We start from the raw sequence: 20886 nt of genomic DNA, 5'->3' as shown, positions 1-20886 counted from the left end.
AACATTCTGGTGATGATGTGCGCAAAACCACAGCATTCCAGACAAAAAATATTTTCATTCAGATGTTTACTAAAACAGCAGTATCTGTCTTGGCCGCCTGGGTATTACAGGTAACGGCCACGCCAAGTGACCTCAACGAGATCCACAAGGCCGACCGTCAGGGATTAAAGGCCAGCCAACACGCCCAGCAAGTCATAGAGAAACTCGATGATGAGCAGCAATCCCTGATCCAGGAAAACCGCCAACTCAAGCATGAAATCCAACTGGCCAGCCATTACCAAAAGCAATTACAGCAGCAGATAGGGCAACTGCACTCTGCTCTGGAGGAGCTAGGCGAGCAGCGTCGGCAACTGCGCCAGACCCGGATGCAGCTGGCCCCGATGATGGACGAAATGCTGCTGTCGCTCACGCAACTGGTGCGGGCCGATCTGCCATTTCAGCAACAGGAACGGCAGCAGCGTCTCGATAATTTGCAACTCCTGCTGCAAAGCGCCGAGCTGAACCAGGGCGAGAAACTGACCCGGCTGTTGGATGCCTACCAGGTTGAGCTCAGCTATGGCTACAGTGTGGAAAGCTGGCAGGGCAAACTCGGCGACGGTCGGCTGGTGAATTTTCTGCGCGCCGGGCGCCTGGGGTATTTTTTCCTCACCCTGGATGGCAAGGCCGGTGGCCGCTGGCAGGGAGATAATTGGCAGGCGCTGGCGCCTGAGCAGCTTGGCAATGTCGCCGCGGCCATCCGAGTCGCCTCCGGAGATGGCATACCGACACTGCTGCAACTGCCTCTGATAGTGGAGGCATCATGAGCTTTTTGTCTTCCCTCACTCGCCAGAGCATGATGCGTCCCGCATTACTGTGGTCGCTATCGCTGTTGTCGCTCTCATTGTCCCTCCCCTGCCAGGCCGAGAGTCTGCAACAGGTGTTGGAACAGGTTCGCAGTGGCAGTCGCCAGGAACAAGTGGCCGCCGAGCGGCAAGAGAACCAAAGCCGTCAGAGCCTGGAGCAGGTGCGCAGCAACCATAAGAAACTGCAACAGCAACTCACCCGGACTCAGGCAAATAACCTGGAACTTGAAGACCAACTGCTGGCACTGCAGCAAAGCCTCAAGGACAAACAGGCGCAGCTCAACGCCGAGAAAGCCAGTCTCGACGGGGTGTTTCGCGCCATCCAGGAACATGAGCAGTTGCTGCTCACCACAGTGGCACCCCACAGCCTCTGGCGCCACGACAGCAGCGGCCTTGCCGAGATACCCACTGACCAACTTGGCCTGCAGCGACTGCAGGCGCTTTGGACCGCATTGACAGAACAAAGCGTATTGGCAGCCAAACCCATAGTGCAAAGCAGCGAAGGCCTCAATGCCGATGGCACCCCAGTGCTATTGAATGTCACCGAATATGGGCCTTTCAATGCCCTCAGCGACAAAGGCTGGGTACGCTACTTGCCGGCGCAGCAAAGCTGGCAACTGCTGGCAGAGCAGCCAAAGCTATCGACCACCCAGGGGAGTGTCTGGCTCGACCCCTCATTTGGCAAGTTGCTGCAACAGGCGGCAAACGCTAACGGCTGGTTCGACAAGCTCAAACCGGCAGGGATAGTCGGCATCTTTATCGGTCTGATAGCCCTGATAGCCTCAGGCATAGCCCTGAACCGCCTGTGGATACTGCGCCGCGAAAAACGGCGGCTGACCCAACAGCAGGCCAGCCAGCAAGTCAAGAGTGACAATGCCCTCGGCCGGGTGATGTTGGCGGCAACCGACTGCCCCGAGGAGCAACTCGAAGCGCGGCTCAACGCCGCCGTACTCAGCGAAGTCCCCCGCCTGACCCGTGGTACTGGCACCCTGGCGGTATTGGCGGGGATCCCGCCGCTGCTGGGGCTTCTGGGCACGGTTGGCGGCATGATTGAAACTTTCGATGTGATCACCCGTTTCGGCAGCAATAATACTGAACTGCTCTCGGGTGGTATTGCCGAGGCGCTGCTGACCACCCAACTGGGACTGATGACAGCCATTCCGCTGCTGTTGCTGCACTGCGCAGTCAAGAGCCAGAGTCGGCAACTGACCCAGATACTTGAGCAGGAAACGGCCGCTCTGGTGATATTGCAGCGCTTTGGTGGCACAGGTAACCCCGGGCAATGAGCGCCTTCTATGATTTTGTGCTGCAGGCCGGCGTCATCGTTTGGCTGATACTGCTGCTCTCTTGTCTGATGTGGTATCTGCTGCTGAAGGGCTTTAGCCGTATTCGCCGCCTGAGCCCCCGCTGGCGGGATGATGCAAATCAGCTGAGCGTCAGGCTTGCGCATTATGGCCTCTGGCAAAAGGCGCAGTTGCAACAAGCTTTTCTCAGCCGCGCCGCCCTGAGTCTAAGCGGCGGACTCGACTGGATAGATTCACTGATAAAGATACTGCCGCTGCTGGGGCTCTTGGGCACTGTCGATGGGATGATCAGCAGTTTTGCCGAACTTGGGCAACTCGATGTCCAAAAACAGCTGTCATCCGGGATCAGCTCGGCACTGCTGACCACACTGGCAGGCTTGGTGACCTCCTTGTCCGGGCTCTATCTGGCCTATCAGCTCAAGCAGAGCAATCAGCGGTTGCTGGCGGAGCTGCGCCGGACACTTTCGGAGTAAAAGATGCAATTCAAACACACAGATGATCAAGGTACAGAAGCCAATGTCGATCTCACTCCCTTGATCGACGTGGTATTTATCCTGTTGATCTTCTTTATCTTATCGGCGTCATTTCAGAAGAACCAGTCGCTGGAACTGGAACGTCCCACGGCTCAGGTGCAAGACAATCAGGATAAGCGCGCCATCTTAATCAGCATAGACAAACACAATGTGATCTGGCTGGAGCAGCAAGCCGTCAAGGCGGTTGAACTGCCTGCCAGGCTGAAACACACGCTGGCAAGTTCAGAGCAGAGTTCGGCCATTATCGAAGTGGATAAGCATGTCACCAGCGGCAAGCTCATCGAAGTGGTCGACAAAGTACGCATCGCAGGAGTCAATAATGTGGCCGTCGCAACCCAAGACCCCAGCTAACCAAACAGGACTGATTTTCACCAGTGCCATACTGATCAATCTGGCATTGGCCAGCCTGATCTATGCCCTGACGCTGGGACAGGGCGCGGCGCCGGTTAAACAGGTTACATTGGGCGGAGTCTACTTTCCCGAGCGGCAGGATAGCAAACCGCAAGAGCCCTTGCCTGAGGTTCGTCTCAGCGCTGCGCCGCTGACTTCCTCGCCACCGCCTCCGCCCATGACACTGGATCTCAGCGCGCTAGACGCCAACACAGGTATTCCTGTGCCGGATCCCCTGTGGCCGACGCCGGATGATATTCAGCAAATCCAACCACCGACGCTGAATTTCAGTCAAAGCGGCAGCGCTCCCGGCAGTACCATGCAGGCCAGTATAGCCATGGCGCAGGTGGTGTTTCAAATGCCGCCAGAATACCCGCTGCAGGCCAAACAGCGGGGCATTGAAGGACAGGTGACTCTGGATTTGGCGATCAACCCGGACGGTCGGGTGGAAGATATCAAGTTGGTGGATGAAACCCCCAGCGGCGTGTTTTACCGCTCGGCTTCCAGAGCCGTGCTCAGGTGGCGCTTCGCAGCGCCCAAACAGACCCAATGGCAACGGATAGTGATCAGATATGAACTTGAAAAATAGCCTGTTGTTTTGCTGCATTCTGTTCAGCGCGCCGCTGCTGGCGAGCAATGCACTGCAACGTTATCAGCAACTGCAGTTTCAATTGCAGCGGGATCCTGCTGCGGCGCTCAAGGCGATTGAAAGCTTTCAGCGTCAGTATGCCAAAGGCAGCGACAACGAACAGCAGATGTCGGCCTACCTGCATCTGCAGGCCTGCATCAACCTCAAGGACTATCTGTGCGCCGCGCAGCAAACCCGGCTGTTGCTGGCTTTACCCGTCACGGCATTGCAGCAACGGGATCTCTATAAGCTGGGTGCCCAGTTGAACTATCAGCAAAGCGAATACCGCCAAAGCCTCGAATACAGTAAGCAGTGGCTGCAACTGGCGAGCGAAATCATAGACCAAGAACAAGAACTCAAACCCGGCGCCACTGAATTTGCCACCATGCACTCGCTAGCCTCCTACGCCGAATTTCAGTTGCAGCACCTGCCAAAGGCCACTGAGCAGATGCGTCTGGCACTGGATTGGGAAGTCACCGAAACCCGGCAACACTTTCTGCAGTCCCTATATCAAAGGCAGCAGCGTTTGCCGGAAGAAGAGCAACTGTTGAGGCAGATGATCGCCGCCTATCCGGATCGCCCACTATATTGGGAACGCCTGGGCCATAACCTGCAGCAACAGGGGCAAGAGCAGGAATCACTCAATGTCCTCAGCTCGGCCTATAAGGCCGGGCAGTTGCCCACTCGCAGTATTCCACTGCTGGCACAGTTATTGATGCTGCATCAGGCCCCCGGCCGAGCGGCAGATCTGCTGGAGCAACACAGCGAGGCACTGGCACAACACTCCAGCTATAAGCCGCTGTTATCTCAGGCCTATCTGTTGTCACGTCAAAGAGACAAGGCGCTGAGCCTGCTGCAGAAATCAAACGAAACCCAAGGGCAGAAATCGCTGCCGCTACGGGCACAATTGGCTTACAGCCTGGGGCAATGGCCGCTGGCACAACAACTGTTATCACAGCTACGGCAGCAAGATGCAGATAACCGCTACTGGCAGCTGTTGCTGGCCCTGAGCCACTACGAAGCCGGGCAGTTACAACAAGCCAAAACCTTGCTTAAAGCGATAAATCAGGGAGAGTACCAGACGACGGCGGCTCAGTGGCTGAATCAAATAAACTACCTCACGGACGACCCCTGAGGCTCTATCAGGTTTGCTGCAAAATGTGATTAACCAAGCAAAACAGTCAAGTTTTATTGGCCTAAGCTTGGCCAAAGTTAAAGATGCCTTTATTATGCATGTAAATTGATAATACAGAGAGCATCCTATGTCAGCGCAAATCTCCCTCGAACGCAGAGTCGGCGAACTGGTCGCCGAAGACTTCCGTAACGCCCATGTTTTCAGCCGTTTTGGTATCGACTTTTGCTGTGGCGGTGGCCGTTCATTGGCATCGGCCTGCGAGCGAGCCGGCGCCGAGCCTACCGAGGTATTGCACGCCTTGAGCCAACTGGCCGCAGAGGGCACACCGGACGATGCCTTGGCCAAATTGCCACTTGGTGAGCTTATCGAGCATATCGAAGCGACCCACCACAAGTACATACGCGATACCGCACCGCTGCTGCTGGAATATGCCCAGAAGATGGTGCGAGCCCACGGTGAGCATTATGAAGAGATCAAGCCCTTGGCCGGTTGGATCCGCGCCCTGATGGACGACCTCTTACCCCACCTGCAAAAAGAAGAACAGATACTGTTTCCGGCCATTCGCGCCCTGAGTCAGGGGCAAGAGTTCAACGCCTGTTTCGGCCATATAGGCAATCCTATCCGGGCAATGGAATATGAGCATGATGAGGCGGGACAAATTCTGGCCAAGCTGCAGCAGTTGACCAATCACTACCAGGCTCCTGAACATGCCTGTACTACCTGGCGGGTATGCTATGCCACCTTGGCCGAGTTTGAAGCCGATCTGCACCGTCACATCCACCTGGAAAATAACCTCTTGTTTCCCAAAGCTCTGGCACTGGTGAACTGAGGGCTGTTCAAATCCCGGCTGACTTGCTACAACTGCAGTAACAGCAGTAAACAAGGGGTCAGTCATGCCGGTTACAGGTTTCATTCTGGACGATATTGAAAATCTGCGTGAGTCTGCCGCAGTGGAGTTCAAGCTCGCCGCCGGACGCCACGGCAAGGGCGCACTGCCACAGGCGCTGTGGGAAAGCTACAGCGCCTTTGCCAATACCAATGGTGGCGAGATCATTCTCGGTGTCAGGGAGGAAAAGGGCGAGTTTTTTATCGAAGGGATAGCCGAGCCCAGGCCCCTTATCGATGAAGCCTGGAAGATCCTCAATAATTCGCAAAAGATCAGTGCCAATATTCTTGGCCCGGCCGACATTCAGCTGATAGAACTGGCCGGTAAGCAGTTGCTCCGCTTTCGGGTGCCTCAAGCAGACTACAGCCAGCAGCCAGTCTATCTGGGGACAGAAGCGATTGGCGGCACCTATATCAGGGTTGGAGATGCTGATATGCGCGCCAGCCCGGCGCAGGTAAAACGTATGTTAAGACGCAAACAAAGACACAATACTCAAGCCAGCCAGAGTTCCAGGGTCAAATAACTTCCCACCAAGGCAATAGCCGAGCCCATGAGCTGCACCGCCCGTTTGCGCTTGCCATCCGGGTTTATCAAACTGCCAATGGTCAATCCAGCGACATGAATCGCCGCCGTCCCCAGTATAAAGCCCATGGCATAAATACCAGGCCTTGCCAATTCAGGCATTTCGGCGCCGTGGACATAACCGTGAAACAAAGCAAAAACACCGACAAAAGCCATGCCAAAAGAGATAGGCATTTCTCGATTGAGGGCTATAACCAGCCCCAGCAACAATACCGACAGCGCTATGCCGGGCTCAACGAAGGGTATAGGGGTAGCGAGCATCCCCGTGATAGCACTCAAAGTCATAAAAAACAGAAATGCCAACGGCACTGACCAGATGGCGCTGCGCCCGAGCTGAGTGCTGAAAATACCGACACTGAGCATAGCCAATAGATGATCAAATCCCAACAGGGGATGATTGAATCCATCCCAGAAACTCCCATCCGCATGCAGCTCGTGAGCTGAAACCGGCAGGCTCAGCAGCAACAAAAACAGCATGATTATTCGAGATGGCATAGGTTAAATCTCAGGCGCTAACTGTAAATTATTATACACTAGCATCAAGCCGGTGTTAGTAAAATGATAAGAAATAAGTTAATGCGCGCCTTAATGGCAAACAATTGTTTCAATAAGTTGCATTCAGTGAATGTACCCTGGATATACAGACCTAGCCAATCAAAAACAACCAATTGATTATAAATAATATATTGTCAAATCCACAGATGGACTACAGCAAAAGTGTCAATTCACTTAGGGAACTAAACTGTATGTGAGGCAGTAAGGTATTAGCCGCTCTGCAGTTATCACCGGCAAACGCCGGATTGAGCCAGGCAGCCTGACAGCCAGCCTTACGGGCACCTTCGACATCTGTCAGCGGGTGGTCGCCGACATGCAGCAGCGCCTCAGAGGGTAAGGCCAGGCGCTCGGCGGCCAACTGGAACATATCTCCCCAGGGTTTGCGTCTGATGCCATTGCCCGGATGCAGCACAAACTCAAACATCTCTCCCAGGCCAATTCTGCCGGCATCCACATTGCCATTGGTGATCCCGACCAGGCGAAAACGCTCAGTCAATTGCGCAAGTAGGGCGAGCACTTCCTTTGACACCTTAAAGTCGCTGCGCCGCTCAAGGAACAAGGCTAGACCCGCTTCAGCGCCTTGATTGGCCTTATGTTTATCATATCCCAGCATCTCCAGCCCGGTTTGCAGCAGCGCCAATCGCGCGGCACTGGTGTCATGGGTCAGCTCGGCTCGCTGCTGCAACAGCTGGCGCTTCAATGCCCGCCAGTCTGCGGCCTGCCAATTGCCGCTCAGTGGGTACTCTTTGGCCAGCCACTCGAGCAATGTGCCTTCAGCGGCAGCGATAATGGGCCGGTTATCATAGAGGGTATCGTCGAGATCAAAACTGATGGCTTTAATAGCGCCGGGGCGAAGAAACACCTGCATCATTTGTCCTTTTTGGCTCTGGGGTGAGCGCCGTCATACACCTTGGCCAGATGCTGAAAGTCCAGACTGGTATATATTTGGGTGGTCGCCAGATTGGCGTGTCCCAGCAGTTCCTGCACCGCCCGCAAGTCGCCGCTGGATTCCAGCATATGGGTCGCGAAGGAATGCCTCAGCTTGTGGGGATGCACCCTGGCGGATAGCACCTGCTCCCGCCCCCAGCGCGCCATGCGCGCCTGAATACTGCGATGCGCCAAGCGCTTGCCCTTGGCGGTCACGAACAGCGCCTGATCTTCACAGGGAATATCCCGGCGGTAATCCAGCCATTGTTGCAATGCGGCAATGGCGACCGAGCCCACAGGCAGCAGCCGTTCCTTGCCACCTTTACCCATCACCCTGATTTGCTGCTGGGCGAAATCCAGTTGCGGCACATCCAGCGAAGCCAACTCGGCCAGACGTAACCCGGAGGAGTAACACAGCTCCATCATCGCCTTGTCACGGGCACTGAGGGGATCTGTCACCTCAATATCCAGCAGATGGTTGATGCTGTCGGCGTCGAGATTCTTGGGCAGCGGCTTATTCTGTTTCGGGGCGCTCAGTTGCCGGGCGGGATTACTCTTGACCAGCTCTTCGAGCAGCAGAAATTCGTAGAACTGCTTGACCGCCGACAGGCACAGAGACAAAGAACGCGGGCTGAGACCCCGACGATGTAACTTGGCCAACACAGCACTCAACTGGGGATCGGTTACCTGATCCCAATCAATATCCTGCGGCAACAGCCCGGCAACCCGTTGCAGTTCGCGCAGATAGTTGCGGGCTGTGTAAGGAGACAGCTGCCGCTCGGCACTGAGATGGCGCTCGAAGCGGCCAAGCCAGGGAGAATCCTGTTTAACGGCCATCAGAGCTTGGGCAGCAGATGGTCCAACAGCTGCCGCAACTGATCCAGCAGCATATTGTCCATCTCCGGATGGAAGTGAGTCACATCGGCACTGGCGATAGCAAAGATCACCTGGCCATTTTGCTCCGACAGCCGTGCCAGTGACACTGAGCCGACTTCAGAGCCGAACAAACGCTTGGACTCCTCCTTGGTCAAGCGACCAAAGTAATAGCCGTGCTGCAGGCGCTTACGCCAGATGGCCGAGAGTTCTGAGTCGATATCATGCACGGTAATCAGGCGTACATGGCTGAAGTTAAAGGCTTCTTTAAGCTCGGCGCACAACACCTGCCTAAGCTCGCCCATATCTTCGCAATCGAGCAGCTTCAATGAAAGCTGGGTGTTAAAGCGAAAGATTTTCTCATTGCGGCTAGCCATACCAAGCAGCGCGGTGATCTCCTCTTCCAACTGTTGTACCCGGCTGCGCAGCAGCTCCTGCCGCCGCTCCACCAGAGAAACTGTGCCACGCTCGCCGTGGGGCAGACGCATAGCCAACAGCAGCTCGGGGTGACGGCAGAAAAACTCCGGATTATCCAACAGATATTCACGGATGATCTGCTCATCAAAAGGTGGATTGAGCTTAGCTTTGGCGTCTTTCATATCTGTATCTGTCCGTCGTATACCTGTTCGGCCGGGCCTGTCATCCACAGCGGCTTGCCCTCACCGTCCCATTTGATTGTCAGAGTGCCGCCGGGCAGGTCGACCCGCACTGTATTGCCCAGCTTGCCCTGCAGTTGGCCCACCACAGCAGCCGCGCAGGCACCACTGCCACAGGCCAGGGTTTCAGCGGCGCCGCGCTCATAAACCCTGAGCTTGATATGACCCTTGTTGAGCACCTGCATAAAGCCGACATTGACCCCTTTGGGGAAACGTTCGTGGTTGGTCAGTTGCGCGCCGATAACATCGACATCCGTGGCAGCCACATCCTCGACTTCCAGCACGCAGTGGGGGTTACCCATGGAGACTGCACCGCAGAGGAAGGTTTGCCCTTCGGTAGGCAACAGGTAGGTCTTTTCGGCCTTTTTGGCCTTGAAGGGGATCCGCGCCGGATCCAAGATAGGTACGCCCATATTGACGGTGACATTGCCATCGCGCTCCAGGCGCAGGGTCATCTTGCCGGATGAAGTGCTGACCTTGATTTTGTATTTCTGGGTCAGGCCCTTGTTGCGAACAAAGCGGGCAAAGCAGCGGGCGCCGTTGCCGCACTGTTCGACCTCGCTGCCATCGGCATTGAAGATACGATAATGAAAGTCCAGATCCGGATCATAGGGCGGCTCGACCAGCAGCAGTTGATCGAAACCGATACCGAAGTTGCGGTCGGCCAGGCGCCGGATCTGCTCCGGCGAAAAGTACACATTCTGGGTCACGCCATCGACGACCATAAAGTCGTTGCCCAGACCATGCATCTTAGTGAAGTGGATCAAGATTACTCCTAGGTTCCAACGCCTACAGCGGGAAAGTACTCACACTAGTTTACGGCAGCAAGTGCTCACCTTGCCACAGTTGTTCCAGCTTTTCCCGTTCACGCACCAGATAATGTTCACTGCCATCGACCATGACTTCGGCCGCTCGCGGACGAGTGTTGTAGTTGGAGGACATCACAAAGCCATAAGCGCCGCTGGAACGCACCGCCAGCAGGTCTTTAGCTTGCAGCACCAAGGCGCGTGATTTCCCCAGAAAATCCCCGGTTTCACACACTGGGCCGACTATGTCGTATTCCCGGCTTTCGCCCTCTCTTGGCTGTACCGGGATAATCTGCTGCCAGGCGCTGTAGAGTGACGGCCGGATAAGGTCATTCATGGCACCGTCCACTATCGCAAAATGCTTGCCGGCATTCTCTTTCTCGAACAATACCTGGGTGACAAAGATCCCGGCATTGGCGGCAATCGCCCTGCCCGGTTCGAAAATTAGCTTCAGTGGTCGTTCACCCAGACGCTCGAGCAATGCGGCGGCATACTTGTCCGGTTGTGGCGGGGTTTCTTCATCATAAGTGACTCCCAGACCGCCGCCCACGTCCAGATGCTCAATCACTATGCCTTTTTCTGCCAGCCTATCGATCAATGCCAGCATTCTATCCATAGCATCGAGAAACGGCCTGAGTTCAGTAAGCTGTGAGCCGATATGGCAGTCGGCGCCCTTGATGGCCAGGTGCGGCAAGGATTGCACCTGCAGGAAGGCTTCCTCGGCTTCATCCATGGCGATGCCGAACTTGTTTTCTTTCAGGCCGGTGGAGATATAGGGGTGAGTACCGGCATCCACATCTGGGTTGATCCGCAACGAAACCGGCGCCTGTTTACCCAAAGAGCCTGCCACTTCGTTGAGCAGTTCAAGCTCGGCGCGGGACTCGACGTTGAAGCAATATATGCCCAGCTCCAGTGCCAGTTTCATTTCTGCCGCTGTCTTGCCAACACCGGAAAACACCACCTTGGCCGGATCGCCACCTGCGGTGATTACCCGGGTCAGTTCTCCGCCTGAGACAATATCAAAGCCACTGCCAAGACGCGCCAACACATTGAGCACCGCCAGATTGGAGTTGGCCTTGACCGCATAGCAGATAAGGTGTGGATGAGTGGCCACGGCTCTGTCAAAGGCATGCCAATGGCGCTCCAATGTTGCCCGCGAATAGACATACAAAGGCGTACCATATTGAGCCGCCAAATCGGCTACGGCGCAGTCTTCGGCATACAGAGCCTGAGCTTGATATTGAAAATGATCCAATTAGTTTTCCTCTGTCGATTGCTGGGGTTGCTCGGTTTGTTCCGTCTGGGATTGGTTGTCCGGCAGATCCGGGCTCTTGTAAAGCACGCCTTTTTGACCACAACCAAGCAGCAACAGGCTAGCAAGCATCAGGGATAAAAACAGTCTCATTTTACTCAACATCTGGGCAGCAGGATTACATTAGCCTTATAATCGCATTCATCTTGATGAAAGCAAAGGACAGATATTCCATGGCCATGACAGATACCGAATATCATCAGCTCGCCGATGAAATGTTCGACCGGATAGAAACCGCAATTGAAAATGCAATAGATGAGCAGGATGCCGATGTTGATATCGACGCTTCAGGCAATGTACTGCAGCTCGAGTTCGCCGACAGCTCCAAAATCGTGATTAACAAACAGGAGCCGCTGCACCAGATCTGGGTAGCAACCCGTTTCGGTGGTTATCACTTTGGCTATGTCGACGGTAAATGGATAGATGAGCGCAACGGCGGCGAGTTTATGCCCTTCGTCAGAGAGTCCATCAGCCGCCAGGGTGGTATAGAACTGTCGTTCTGATGATTTAGGGGCGGTCAGAACTCTGTCTGCGCCGCCCTTGCCGTGACCCCAAAAGGCACCACATCCAGATTACCGCTCTGGCGCACCAGGCGGAAAAACTGCGGAAAGTTGAACTGATTTTTAAGGTTCAGTACTTCACCGAAGGCGTAATGCTGGGTGACAGTATTAACCAATTCACTGACATCCGGATTGCTGTGCACATAGTGGCTCAAGCCATTTCCTTCATCCAGTACAAACACATCCAACTCATCTTCCCGGCTGCGCAGGAAATACTGGATCACTCCTTTCACCGCATAGTTCTGGATAACCTCGGGCACCTTGACCCAAGGATCGTTGGCAAGCTCGGGCCTTGGCAGACTCTGTAGCTCGCCCCTGGCCAACTGACGATAGAGGGACTTCACATCGCTGAGATCCCGGTAACTCATGCCCTTGGCATCGAAAAACAGGCCATATTTCTTTTCACCCAGCTGTAATGGCTGCACTAAAGTCTTGGACGGACAGGCGTCTTTTATCAGTCGGTGCACCTGCTTGAGAATATCCACTACAGTTTGTTCCAGCTGGGACTGCAGCTTTTGCGAGGCGCTGACGACATCGAAGGCCACCTGTTGTGGCGCCCTTCTCATACCTGGAGTGGCAAAGGCAATGGCCTCCAATAGCGCCTGCTCACCGCTAAAGCTATGACAATGCCATTCCCCCCAAGAATTAAGGCTCATCAGTTGCACCGAACCCAGCAAACTGGCTGCCGGTTTTCCTGTCGCCAGCAGGTTGCTGCCCATGAGTTCCAGCATCAAGCTTTGACCCTGCCAATGCTCGCTGGGGTCCTGCTCCAGATTAAGAATCCACACCAACTTGCGATAATGCCAAGGCTGACACAGATCCAGTTTCGACACCCGCCATTGCTTGTCTTCGGTATAAGGCAATAGCCGTTCGGCAACCTGGTTAAGACGCCGACACCGTAGACGACCCGCGCGATACTCAAACCAGCGGCTGTTGGCGGTAGCCACCCCGTTGAGGCAAGCCCAAATCATCAAAGAGGCGGCATCATCGGCCTGATAGATGGCCACCTCGCCCATAAACTGTCGCGGCTCCGGCGATAGACGATAGAGATGACAGCGGCCATCCTGCTCGCTGCGAACTATGGTCAGATTCGGCTCAGCCAGCGACTGACTCCAAAGCCGGTTGAGCCGCAGGATCTGCTGCTTGTCCTCGCTGAAATAGGTGTGTAACTTGCGGGTCAACAGCCCCAAGTCTTCTACTTTAAAGTACTCGCTCAGCCTGTGAGTCGAAGCGAAATGCAAAAGAGTTTGGTAGCTGGCCAGCATCAACTCGTTAAGTTGAGCGTTGAACCACTGCAACTGCCCACTGTGCCAATGTTCGCAATCATCCAGAGTAATCAGCAGACTCTGGGGCCATTCCCACTGCTCCACCAATTGCTTGAGTTTGTGGTAGCGCCAATCGTGACACTGCTCGACATCACTGAGCCTGATACCACATTTGAGGTAAAAACAGCGGCGCACTATCTCCAACCGACGCTCGTCTCCCACTTTAAGCAGATAAGACTCTATATATTGATACAGGAGCAAATAGGCGTCGTTGGCGTTGGAAAAGTCACCGGCCAGAGTTCTCAACCACACCCATTCACTGACCAGGTTGGTTTGTGGATAGTTGCTGGCATAAGCTTCCAACAGCAGTACCTTGAGCAAGGCCTTGTGCGGCTTGTCCAAGCCTTTGTAGAGCTGCCATAAAGAGGCACCAAAATACTCATTGGCGGGTAGTTGGTGCATATCACCAAGAAACAGAAAATCGCTGCAAGGCTCGGCATTGGGCCACCAGGCGACCGTCTTGCCGGCCAGGCGGATATGGCTGCGGTAGAACTCTTCCAGCAGCAACCAATGTTGGGCGCTGCCGCTGTGTTCATGCCCCAGCAGCTCCCACTCGGCATCCTGATTGCAAGTGTCGTCACGGCAAAACTGCCGCGGGTGTACCAGATAAAAGTTCACTTCAAATTGAAAGCCGGCAAACCAGCGGGTGAGTTTGAGGCTCTTGTCCCGCAGCAACTCTACTTCCTCTTGTGTCAGCCCGGCGTCATAGACTAACCAGACATCCACATCGCTCTTGGGATTCTGGCCAAAACTGGCGGTACTGCCCATTACGTAAACCCCTTCCAGCACAGGACTGGCATGCAGGGTATCCTCGAACTGGGGTAACGTGAGGGTAGCGAGCGATTCCTTGAGCTCAACTGAGAGTTGGAACCCCTTGACTCCGCATGGCGTCAAAGGACTGTTATATCCTGGCAGTCGGCTGTGGTGCTGATGCAGCAACAGGGGGATCAGGTTAAACAGATGCCTTTGCAATGGGGAAAACAGCGCCTGAGCACGAGCCAAACGCACTCGATTGAGGCGCTCGGCGTATTCGGCGTATTGTCGCTGACGCTCGGTCATCCAAATTTCACTATCCCTGAACCAGTTGGATGATCATGCTAACACTTTTGCGGTAGCAGGCAAGTAATGAGATCAAGATCACACTATTTGGCAAAAATTTAACGTGCCCACTTCAAAGATTGAGCAGCGTTCGGTGCCATTCTCCAATGGGCAATGTTAGCATTGGCGCATTTAACGTACTCTCACGGAAAAGATTGGCATGTCAGAAAATCGCATTCGCATAGCAACACGTAAAAGCCCTCTCGCCATGTGGCAGGCAGAATTTGTCAAAGCCGAGCTGGAACGCATTCACCCCGGGCTGACAGTAGAACTGCTGCCAATGAGCACCAAGGGTGATGTCATCCTGGATACTCCTCTGGCCAAAGTAGGCGGCAAGGGGTTGTTCGTTAAAGAGCTGGAAGTCGCCATGCTGGAAGACCAGGCGGATATCGCAGTGCACTCCATGAAAGATGTGCCGGTTGAATTCCCGGAAGGGCTGGGGCTGGAAGTGATCTGCGAACGTGAAGATCCCCGTGATGCCTTCGTTTCCAACAGCTACAAGAGTATAGATGAACTGCCTCAAGGCGCGGTTGTCGGTACTTCAAGCCTGCGCCGTCAATGTCAGCTCAGAGCCCGTCGCCCGGACCTTATCATCAAAGATCTGCGCGGTAATGTGGGAACCCGTCTGGGTAAGCTGGATGCCGGTGAATATGATGCCATCATTCTGGCTGCCGCCGGGCTTATCCGCTTGAAACTGTCAGAGCGTATTGCCAGTTTTATCAGCGCCGAAGAATCACTGCCGGCCAACGGCCAGGGTGCTGTCGGCATTGAATGCCGCACTAATGATGAGCGGGTAAAAGCCTTGCTGGCACCGCTTGAACATAAAGAAACCCGCTACAGGGTATTGGCCGAAAGAGCGATGAATACGCGTCTTGAAGGAGGTTGCCAGGTACCTATCGGGGCCTATGCCGAGATCCAGGGCGAACAACTAACCTTGAGAGGTTTGGTAGGTAATCCTGACGGTTCTGAAGTCATTTCAGGAGTGGTAAGTGGTCATCAAGACGAAGCGGTAGCCTTGGGTAACGCCCTGGCAGAAGAACTGCTGAGCAAAGGCGCCAAAACCATATTGGATGCCGTTTACGGCAAATAACAAGGCGGCACTATGAAAGTGTTGTTGACGCGCCCTGAGGGGCGCAATCACGCCATGGAACAGGCGCTGGCAGAAAGGGGCATACCTTTTATGGTGACCCCTCTCTTGGCAGTCGAGGCCATGGAAGACAAAAGTATCTCCCCTACCGAGGTGCAGGATGCCGACATCATTGTATTTGTCAGCACCAATGCGGTGCATTTCGGCACTCAGGCGCTGAATGCCTCATGGCCGTCACACATTCAATATTTTGCCGTCGGCGAAGCCACTTTTGAGGCCTTTGCACATTATGGCATTCAGGGGCATAAGGCTCCGGATGACAATCAACAGACCGAAGGCCTGTTAACCCTGCCAGGACTGCAACCCGAAGTAGTAAAACACAAGAAAGTGGTCATAATTCGGGGCAACGGTGGCCGGGAAGTACTGGGAAAAACACTTCAGCAATATGGCGCTGTAGTCAAGTTCTGGGAGGTCTATCGCCGCACCTGCCCTTCCTATGATGCAGTACAACTGGTCAAGGAATGGCAAGCCTTCGGGATAGACACCATAGTGATCAGCAGTGCAGAAAGCCTGACGAACCTTATCCGGCTGCTGCCAAAAGAGTATTTTGCTTGGCTGCAAGCATGTCATATTATAGTTCCCAGCATTCGGGTGGTAGATAAGGCCGTCGTCGCCGGATTAACTCAGGTGACTGATGCTACGGCGGCCAATAGTAAGGCCGTACTCAAGGCATTGAGGCTTTAGTTTCCCCCCTCCCGATTTCCAGCCCTATTGTCGCGTTAAAGGACTGCATTAATGGATAACAGCAAGCCAGAAGTCGGGAGCGATACCCCCGCACTGCCTACCCAGCCCCAGGATCTCACAGAGCAAGATACCCCTGTGGCGACAGCCAAGCACAGCTCATTGCTCCTGAAACTAACCCTACTATTGAGCCTGTTGCTGGCACTGCTGGCCTGCGCCACAGGTGCTTATCTCTTTTGGCAACTGCAGCAACAGCAAACCGCCAATGCGCAGCTGGCAACGACCCTCGAACAAGTCAAACAAGCTCCGGAGGCCAGATTGCAGGCACTGGAGCAGCAACTGAGAAGTGACCTGCAACAAAATCAACAGCAACAAGGTGCCATAGAACAACTGCGCGATGCTCAACAACAGATGCAAACCCGTATCGCTACCCTTGCACAACGTAGTCCCAACCATTGGATGGCGGCTGAAGCCGAATACTTGGTGCGGATGGCGGGACGTAAACTGTGGCTGGAGAAAGATCCGCAAACGGCAACCGGCCTGTTACAAGCCGCCGATGAGCGTATTGCTGCCATGCAGGAGCCATCTCTTATGCCGCTGCGTCGTGCCCTCGCCAACGATATGGCGGCGGTAAGCGCCATCAAGAATACCGACATCGCAGGTACTGTGTTCACCCTGGATGGCATTATCACCAAGCTGGACAAGCTGCCGCTTAACCGTGTCGGCAGTCAACAAATAGAGCCGGAAACTGAAAGTAAAATGTCTGACTCTATTGGTGACTGGCAGAGCAACCTGGCCAAGACCTGGAGCGCGCTGAAGGAAGACTTCTTCACTATTCGCAAAATAAGCTCAGATATCACACCTCTGCTATCTCCCCAGCAGGAATGGTACCTACTCGAGAATATCCGCAATAAACTACTGCAGTCACAGCTGGCCCTCTACCAATATGATGAGCTCAACTACCGCCAATCATTGGCCATGGCCCGCAAATGGATCCAACAATATTTCGACCTTGATGATCCGCGCACCGAAGAGGTGCTGACTGCAATTAATGCTTTGTCCAGTCTGCAGCTGGATCCTATCAGTCTGACTAAATTTGAATCCAGCGCCCAGCTCAAGCAGTTGGTCACCTATGGCGAACTCATGCCGGGGGCCGAACTATGATAAGAGTACTCATCTATCTGGTGATTATTCTGGCAGGCGCCTGTCTGAGCCCACTCTTAGCCGGTAAGACGGGTTATGTTTATATCGCCTTCCTGGACTGGCAACTGGAAACTAACCTGCTGTTTGCCGTTATGGCACTCATCATATTCTTTGCCCTGTTGCAGCTACTGGAATGGCTGCTTGTCACTGTGCTGAATCTGGTGCTTAGCAGTCGCTACCTGCCGCGGCGCTGGCGCCGCAATGCTGCTCGTAAGCACACGCTCACCGGCGCCCTGGCACTGGCAGAAGAAGATTGGCCTGCGGCCGAAAAGGCGATGCAAAAAGGCGCCGAAGCCGGTGAACTGCCCGCTCTTAATTATCTGGCAGCCGCCAGAGCGGCCCAACGACAGTTCAAGAATGAAGAGCGGGATGAATACCTGAATAAGGCGGCCCAATTGCCACTGGCAACCCAAGCGGTCACCACCACCAGAGTGCGCTACTACATGCAGCAAGGCGAGCTGGAAAAAGCCCGCGAGCAGCTGGATAAACTACAACCCAGCAGCAAGAGTAAAGCGCCGGTACTGCAACTGGCCTTGGAGCTTTATCAGAGCCAGTTAGACTGGCAGGCCCTAAAACTACTACTGCCGACGTTACGTAAAAAACAACTCCTGGATAATGAAGAGTATGACCTCCTGAACCAAAGAGTAAATAATGCTCTGCTGGCCCAGGCAGCCCTTCGCAGCGAACAGGAACTGGAAAAATGTTGGCACTGGCTTAGCCGTCAGGAACGCAGCCAACAAGCCAATATGGCACAATATGCTTTGGGTCTGGCCGGCTTCAACCGCCGTGACGAAGCCCTAAAACTGCTGAATAAGGCGCTGAAAAAAGAACCTTGCGCTGCGGTTTTGGGAGTGTTGCCGAAAATTTTTGAGCCGCAGGACAACGAAACCCTGAAACTGCTGAAAAATTTGGAGCCCAAGCTCGAAAATCATGCCGACTACCAACACTGTATGGCCCAAATCCATGAGCTCTGCCGTGAATTCAGCCTGGCCCGCACGGCATGGGAACGCTTGTGTCATTTACTGCCCCGCAAAGAGTACTGGCTGGCCTTAGCCAAACTTCAGGAACAGTTAGCCGATCATCAAGGGGCTTTCAAGAGCTATAAGCAAGCCGCCAAGTGCGACTAATCGATAGATCTTTTCGTAATAAAAAAGCCACTTATTTAGTGGCTTTTTTATTAATCATCACAAGATTATCCGCACACATACTGTAACCGCATGAATGCGAGACAGATTCTAAGATGTGGACATTTTGTCCCACCCTCATATAACTTTACAACCATTAACGTCACATATTTGACAGTCTTTGTTTCAACCCCAGACTTAATAATTAATACCTTTAACTGACGCTCATGGGCACAAAGTGACCTTGCCGTCAGTATATGCGTGCAAAGGAGTATGAGTTATGGGCGTCGCAATCAGTAAGCAAGACGCGGTTGTCACCAATCTGGTTGGACAACTCAAGGCCAAGGACGAAAATGGCAATATCCGCGATCTGAGTATCGGGGATGTCATTCGCAATGGTGAAGAGATCATCTTCACTGCAAATGATACTTTCACCATAGAATATGCTGACGGTACCCAGCTGACAGAGCAAAATGCCCAGCCCAACACTCAACCTCAGTCAGACAGCGCCGCTGTTGATGGCGCCCAATTTGCCAATGAAGGGGTCGATGCCGAAATAGCAGCATTACAGGCACAGATACTTGCAGGTGATGACCCTACCGCTAACCTGCCCGCTACAGCTGCCGGTGCCGGGACAGCTGGAAACCAGGGCGGATTCGACTATATATCCGTAGCCAGGGATGGTTCTGAAGTATTGGCGAGCGCAGGTTACGATACCAGTGGCTTTGAGCAAACCACCATCACCACCCAAGAAGAAATATTACTTGATGATCTTCCCCTGACTGGCCCTACACTCACCAGTAGCGCAGCCACACTCTCAGATGCCAACCTACCGACAGGAACCACGCCATCACCCGCGGCCTTGACCCAAACCGGTAACTTGAGCTTCAGTGCCGCGGCTGGCGTAGCCAGCTTGACCCTGGATGGGATTGCCATTGTCTCTGGCGGCGTATTTAACGGCCCTGTCAGTATCAATACCGAATATGGCGTGCTCACCATCAATGCCGTTGACCTGATAAACGGCAATATCAGCTATAGCTTTACCCTCAATTCTGCAGTTGACCACAGCCTCAGCGATGACTTCTCTGAGGCCTTCAACCTGATATTGACCGATCTAGAAGGAAACAGTGTCGGGAATACCCTTACCATCTCGGTACTGGATGACGCTCCAAGTGGCCAGGATGACATCAACAGCGTAGATGAAGACTCACAACTGGCCATTAGTGGCAATCTGCTCGATAACGATGTTCAGGGCGGCGATACCGCACAGGTGACAGCCGCCGGCAGTGGCGGCAACCTCGATAATACCGTGTCCAGTCAAAGCCTTGTTTCCGGCAACTACGGCCTGCTGACCCTCAATGCCGATGGTAGTTACAGCTATCAAATAAACTCTGCAGCACAAGCAGTTCAGGCGCTCGCTCAGGGAGAATCCCTGACGGAAGTCTTCTCCTATCTGTTGACAGATGCCGATGGCGATACCAGTGTCCAAACCTTAACGATCACCATAACGGGTACCAATGATATACCTGTGATCAGCACGCCCCAGCCAGGTGAAGCCGATGGTACAGTGCGAGAAGCCGGTCAATTTGATGATGGTAGCATAGACCCCGGAACCCCAGGCGTCAGTGGTCAGCTCAGTGCCAGCGATGTGGATAATGGTGCCGTGCTTGTTTGGTCCGGCAGTGCCGACAGCCCCTTTGGCAACTTCAACATAGATGCCGCCAGTGGTGCCTGGAATTATCAGCTAGATAACACCGCAGCCGATGGGCTGCTGGAAGGTGAAATTCGCACTGAAACCTTCTCTGTTACTGTGACGGATGAGTTTGGCGCCAGCGCCGAACAACTGGTCACTATTACTATCATAGGTACCAATGACGCCCCCATTCTTACCGCTGACACAAGTGGTGCCGTCATTGAAGACGTGGATGTTATTGATAGCATGCTCAGCGACAGCGGTGCCTTGAGCTTCACCGATGTCGATATTGGTGACAGCCATGTTGTCAGCAGTAGCTACAATGGCGATGCAAGCTGGAGTGGCGGCGCTCTGGATCAAGCCACCCAGGATGCTCTCGCCCAGGGCTTTAGTGCAGACAATTCCGGTTGGAACTATGAGATCGCCAACAGTCTGGTACAGTTCCTCGCCGTCGGTGAGACCATCACCTTAAGCTTCACGCTGACGGTCACCGACGACTTTGGCGCCAGTGATTCACAACAAGTCACTCTGACCATTACCGGCACCAATGATGCGCCGGTGCTGAGCATCGACATGAGCGGCGCGGTCACCGAGGATGTCGATGTCATCAATGGCATGCTCAGCGA

Annotated in this window: 22 protein-coding genes; 14 read left to right on the top strand and 8 right to left on the bottom strand. The window is 54.1% G+C overall.

Going from position 1 to position 20886, the window contains the following annotated elements:
• Positions 1–62: 62 nt before the first annotated feature.
• From ACMHXH_RS12375 to ACMHXH_RS12340, 8 genes are all read left to right on the top strand, one after another.
• The gene (locus ACMHXH_RS12375) at positions 63–803 is read left to right on the top strand and encodes a DUF3450 domain-containing protein (protein WP_143078346.1); all 741 of its coding nucleotides are present in this window, start codon (positions 63–65) and stop codon (positions 801–803) included.
• Positions 800–2128 (top strand): MotA/TolQ/ExbB proton channel family protein, encoded by a 1329-nt coding sequence (locus tag ACMHXH_RS12370; protein WP_039034037.1) that lies wholly within the window; start codon positions 800–802, stop codon positions 2126–2128. Before ACMHXH_RS12375 ends, ACMHXH_RS12370 begins: the two co-directional genes overlap by 4 nt.
• On the top strand, positions 2125–2619 hold the full coding sequence (locus ACMHXH_RS12365) for a MotA/TolQ/ExbB proton channel family protein (RefSeq protein ID WP_052248049.1): 495 nt from the start codon (positions 2125–2127) through the stop codon (positions 2617–2619). The genes ACMHXH_RS12370 and ACMHXH_RS12365 overlap by 4 nt, the downstream gene beginning before the upstream one ends.
• 3 nt (positions 2620–2622) lie before the next feature.
• The gene (locus ACMHXH_RS12360) at positions 2623–3030 is read left to right on the top strand and encodes an ExbD/TolR family protein (RefSeq protein WP_039034036.1); all 408 of its coding nucleotides are present in this window, start codon (positions 2623–2625) and stop codon (positions 3028–3030) included.
• A complete protein-coding gene (locus tag ACMHXH_RS12355) occupies positions 2999–3658 on the top strand; it encodes an energy transducer TonB (protein ID WP_039034035.1) in 660 nt (219 codons plus the stop codon). Before ACMHXH_RS12360 ends, ACMHXH_RS12355 begins: the two co-directional genes overlap by 32 nt.
• Positions 3642–4832 carry a hypothetical protein gene (locus ACMHXH_RS12350; protein ID WP_335912318.1) on the top strand — a complete coding sequence of 397 codons (1191 nt, stop codon included), beginning with the start codon at positions 3642–3644 and terminating at the stop codon, positions 4830–4832. Before ACMHXH_RS12355 ends, ACMHXH_RS12350 begins: the two co-directional genes overlap by 17 nt.
• Before the next feature lie 127 nt (positions 4833–4959).
• A complete protein-coding gene (gene ric / locus ACMHXH_RS12345) occupies positions 4960–5661 on the top strand; it encodes an iron-sulfur cluster repair di-iron protein (protein ID WP_039034033.1) in 702 nt (233 codons plus the stop codon).
• Between the two features lie 64 nt (positions 5662–5725).
• Complete coding sequence (locus ACMHXH_RS12340; protein WP_039034032.1) at positions 5726–6241, top strand: helix-turn-helix domain-containing protein; 516 nt, start codon at positions 5726–5728, stop codon at positions 6239–6241.
• Here the strand turns inward: ACMHXH_RS12340 and ACMHXH_RS12335 are convergent.
• The 7 genes from ACMHXH_RS12335 to lptM all read right to left on the bottom strand — a co-directional run bounded on the left by ACMHXH_RS12335 (position 6211) and on the right by lptM (position 11522).
• Positions 6211–6795: a HupE/UreJ family protein gene (locus ACMHXH_RS12335; protein ID WP_335912319.1), complete on the bottom strand. Its 585-nt coding sequence runs from the start codon at positions 6793–6795 to the stop codon at positions 6211–6213. The genes ACMHXH_RS12340 and ACMHXH_RS12335 overlap by 31 nt on opposite strands.
• A gap of 211 nt (positions 6796–7006) precedes the next feature.
• On the bottom strand, positions 7007–7723 hold the full coding sequence (locus ACMHXH_RS12330) for an HAD-IA family hydrolase (protein WP_335912327.1): 717 nt from the start codon (positions 7721–7723) through the stop codon (positions 7007–7009).
• Positions 7723–8619, bottom strand: a complete 897-nt coding sequence (gene xerC, locus ACMHXH_RS12325; protein ID WP_335912320.1) for a tyrosine recombinase XerC — start codon at positions 8617–8619, stop codon at positions 7723–7725. Before xerC ends, ACMHXH_RS12330 begins: the two co-directional genes overlap by 1 nt.
• A complete protein-coding gene (locus ACMHXH_RS12320) occupies positions 8619–9254 on the bottom strand; it encodes a DUF484 family protein (RefSeq protein WP_071475688.1) in 636 nt (211 codons plus the stop codon). Before ACMHXH_RS12320 ends, xerC begins: the two co-directional genes overlap by 1 nt.
• Complete coding sequence (gene dapF / locus ACMHXH_RS12315; protein WP_039034028.1) at positions 9251–10078, bottom strand: diaminopimelate epimerase; 828 nt, start codon at positions 10076–10078, stop codon at positions 9251–9253. Before dapF ends, ACMHXH_RS12320 begins: the two co-directional genes overlap by 4 nt.
• Positions 10079–10127: 49 nt before the next feature.
• On the bottom strand, positions 10128–11372 hold the full coding sequence (lysA, locus tag ACMHXH_RS12310) for a diaminopimelate decarboxylase (RefSeq protein ID WP_335912322.1): 1245 nt from the start codon (positions 11370–11372) through the stop codon (positions 10128–10130).
• Positions 11373–11522, bottom strand: coding sequence for an LPS translocon maturation chaperone LptM (gene lptM, locus ACMHXH_RS12305; protein ID WP_162206859.1), 150 nt, complete (start codon positions 11520–11522; stop codon positions 11373–11375).
• Between the two features lie 80 nt (positions 11523–11602).
• Between lptM and cyaY the strand changes: the two genes are divergently transcribed.
• Positions 11603–11932, top strand: coding sequence for an iron donor protein CyaY (gene cyaY / locus ACMHXH_RS12300; RefSeq protein ID WP_025011356.1), 330 nt, complete (start codon positions 11603–11605; stop codon positions 11930–11932).
• Between the two features lie 14 nt (positions 11933–11946).
• Here cyaY and ACMHXH_RS12295 read toward each other — a convergent pair whose 3' ends face one another.
• The gene (locus ACMHXH_RS12295) at positions 11947–14373 is read right to left on the bottom strand and encodes a class I adenylate cyclase (protein WP_071475690.1); all 2427 of its coding nucleotides are present in this window, start codon (positions 14371–14373) and stop codon (positions 11947–11949) included.
• Positions 14374–14572: 199 nt separating this feature from the next.
• Between ACMHXH_RS12295 and hemC the strand changes: the two genes are divergently transcribed.
• The 5 genes from hemC to ACMHXH_RS12270 form a co-directional block, all read left to right on the top strand.
• Complete coding sequence (hemC, locus tag ACMHXH_RS12290) at positions 14573–15502, top strand: hydroxymethylbilane synthase (RefSeq protein WP_071475691.1); 930 nt, start codon at positions 14573–14575, stop codon at positions 15500–15502.
• Positions 15503–15514: 12 nt separating this feature from the next.
• Positions 15515–16243, top strand: a complete 729-nt coding sequence (locus tag ACMHXH_RS12285) for a uroporphyrinogen-III synthase (RefSeq protein WP_039034024.1) — start codon at positions 15515–15517, stop codon at positions 16241–16243.
• 51 nt (positions 16244–16294) lie between these two features.
• Positions 16295–17404, top strand: coding sequence for a uroporphyrinogen-III C-methyltransferase (locus tag ACMHXH_RS12280; RefSeq protein ID WP_052248048.1), 1110 nt, complete (start codon positions 16295–16297; stop codon positions 17402–17404).
• Positions 17401–18570 carry a heme biosynthesis HemY N-terminal domain-containing protein gene (locus tag ACMHXH_RS12275; protein ID WP_071475693.1) on the top strand — a complete coding sequence of 390 codons (1170 nt, stop codon included), beginning with the start codon at positions 17401–17403 and terminating at the stop codon, positions 18568–18570. Before ACMHXH_RS12280 ends, ACMHXH_RS12275 begins: the two co-directional genes overlap by 4 nt.
• A 277-nt stretch (positions 18571–18847) precedes the next feature.
• The coding region (locus tag ACMHXH_RS12270) for a retention module-containing protein (protein ID WP_413738116.1) at positions 18848–20886 on the top strand (2039 nt) is incomplete at its 3' end.

The organism is Shewanella sp. BJSY2023SW001, assembly GCF_047314685.1.
Taxonomy (GTDB): Bacteria; Pseudomonadota; Gammaproteobacteria; order Enterobacterales; family Shewanellaceae; genus Shewanella; species Shewanella indica.
The sequence above is the reverse complement of the archived record's forward strand: the minus strand, read 5'-3'. Positions and strand labels throughout refer to the sequence as shown.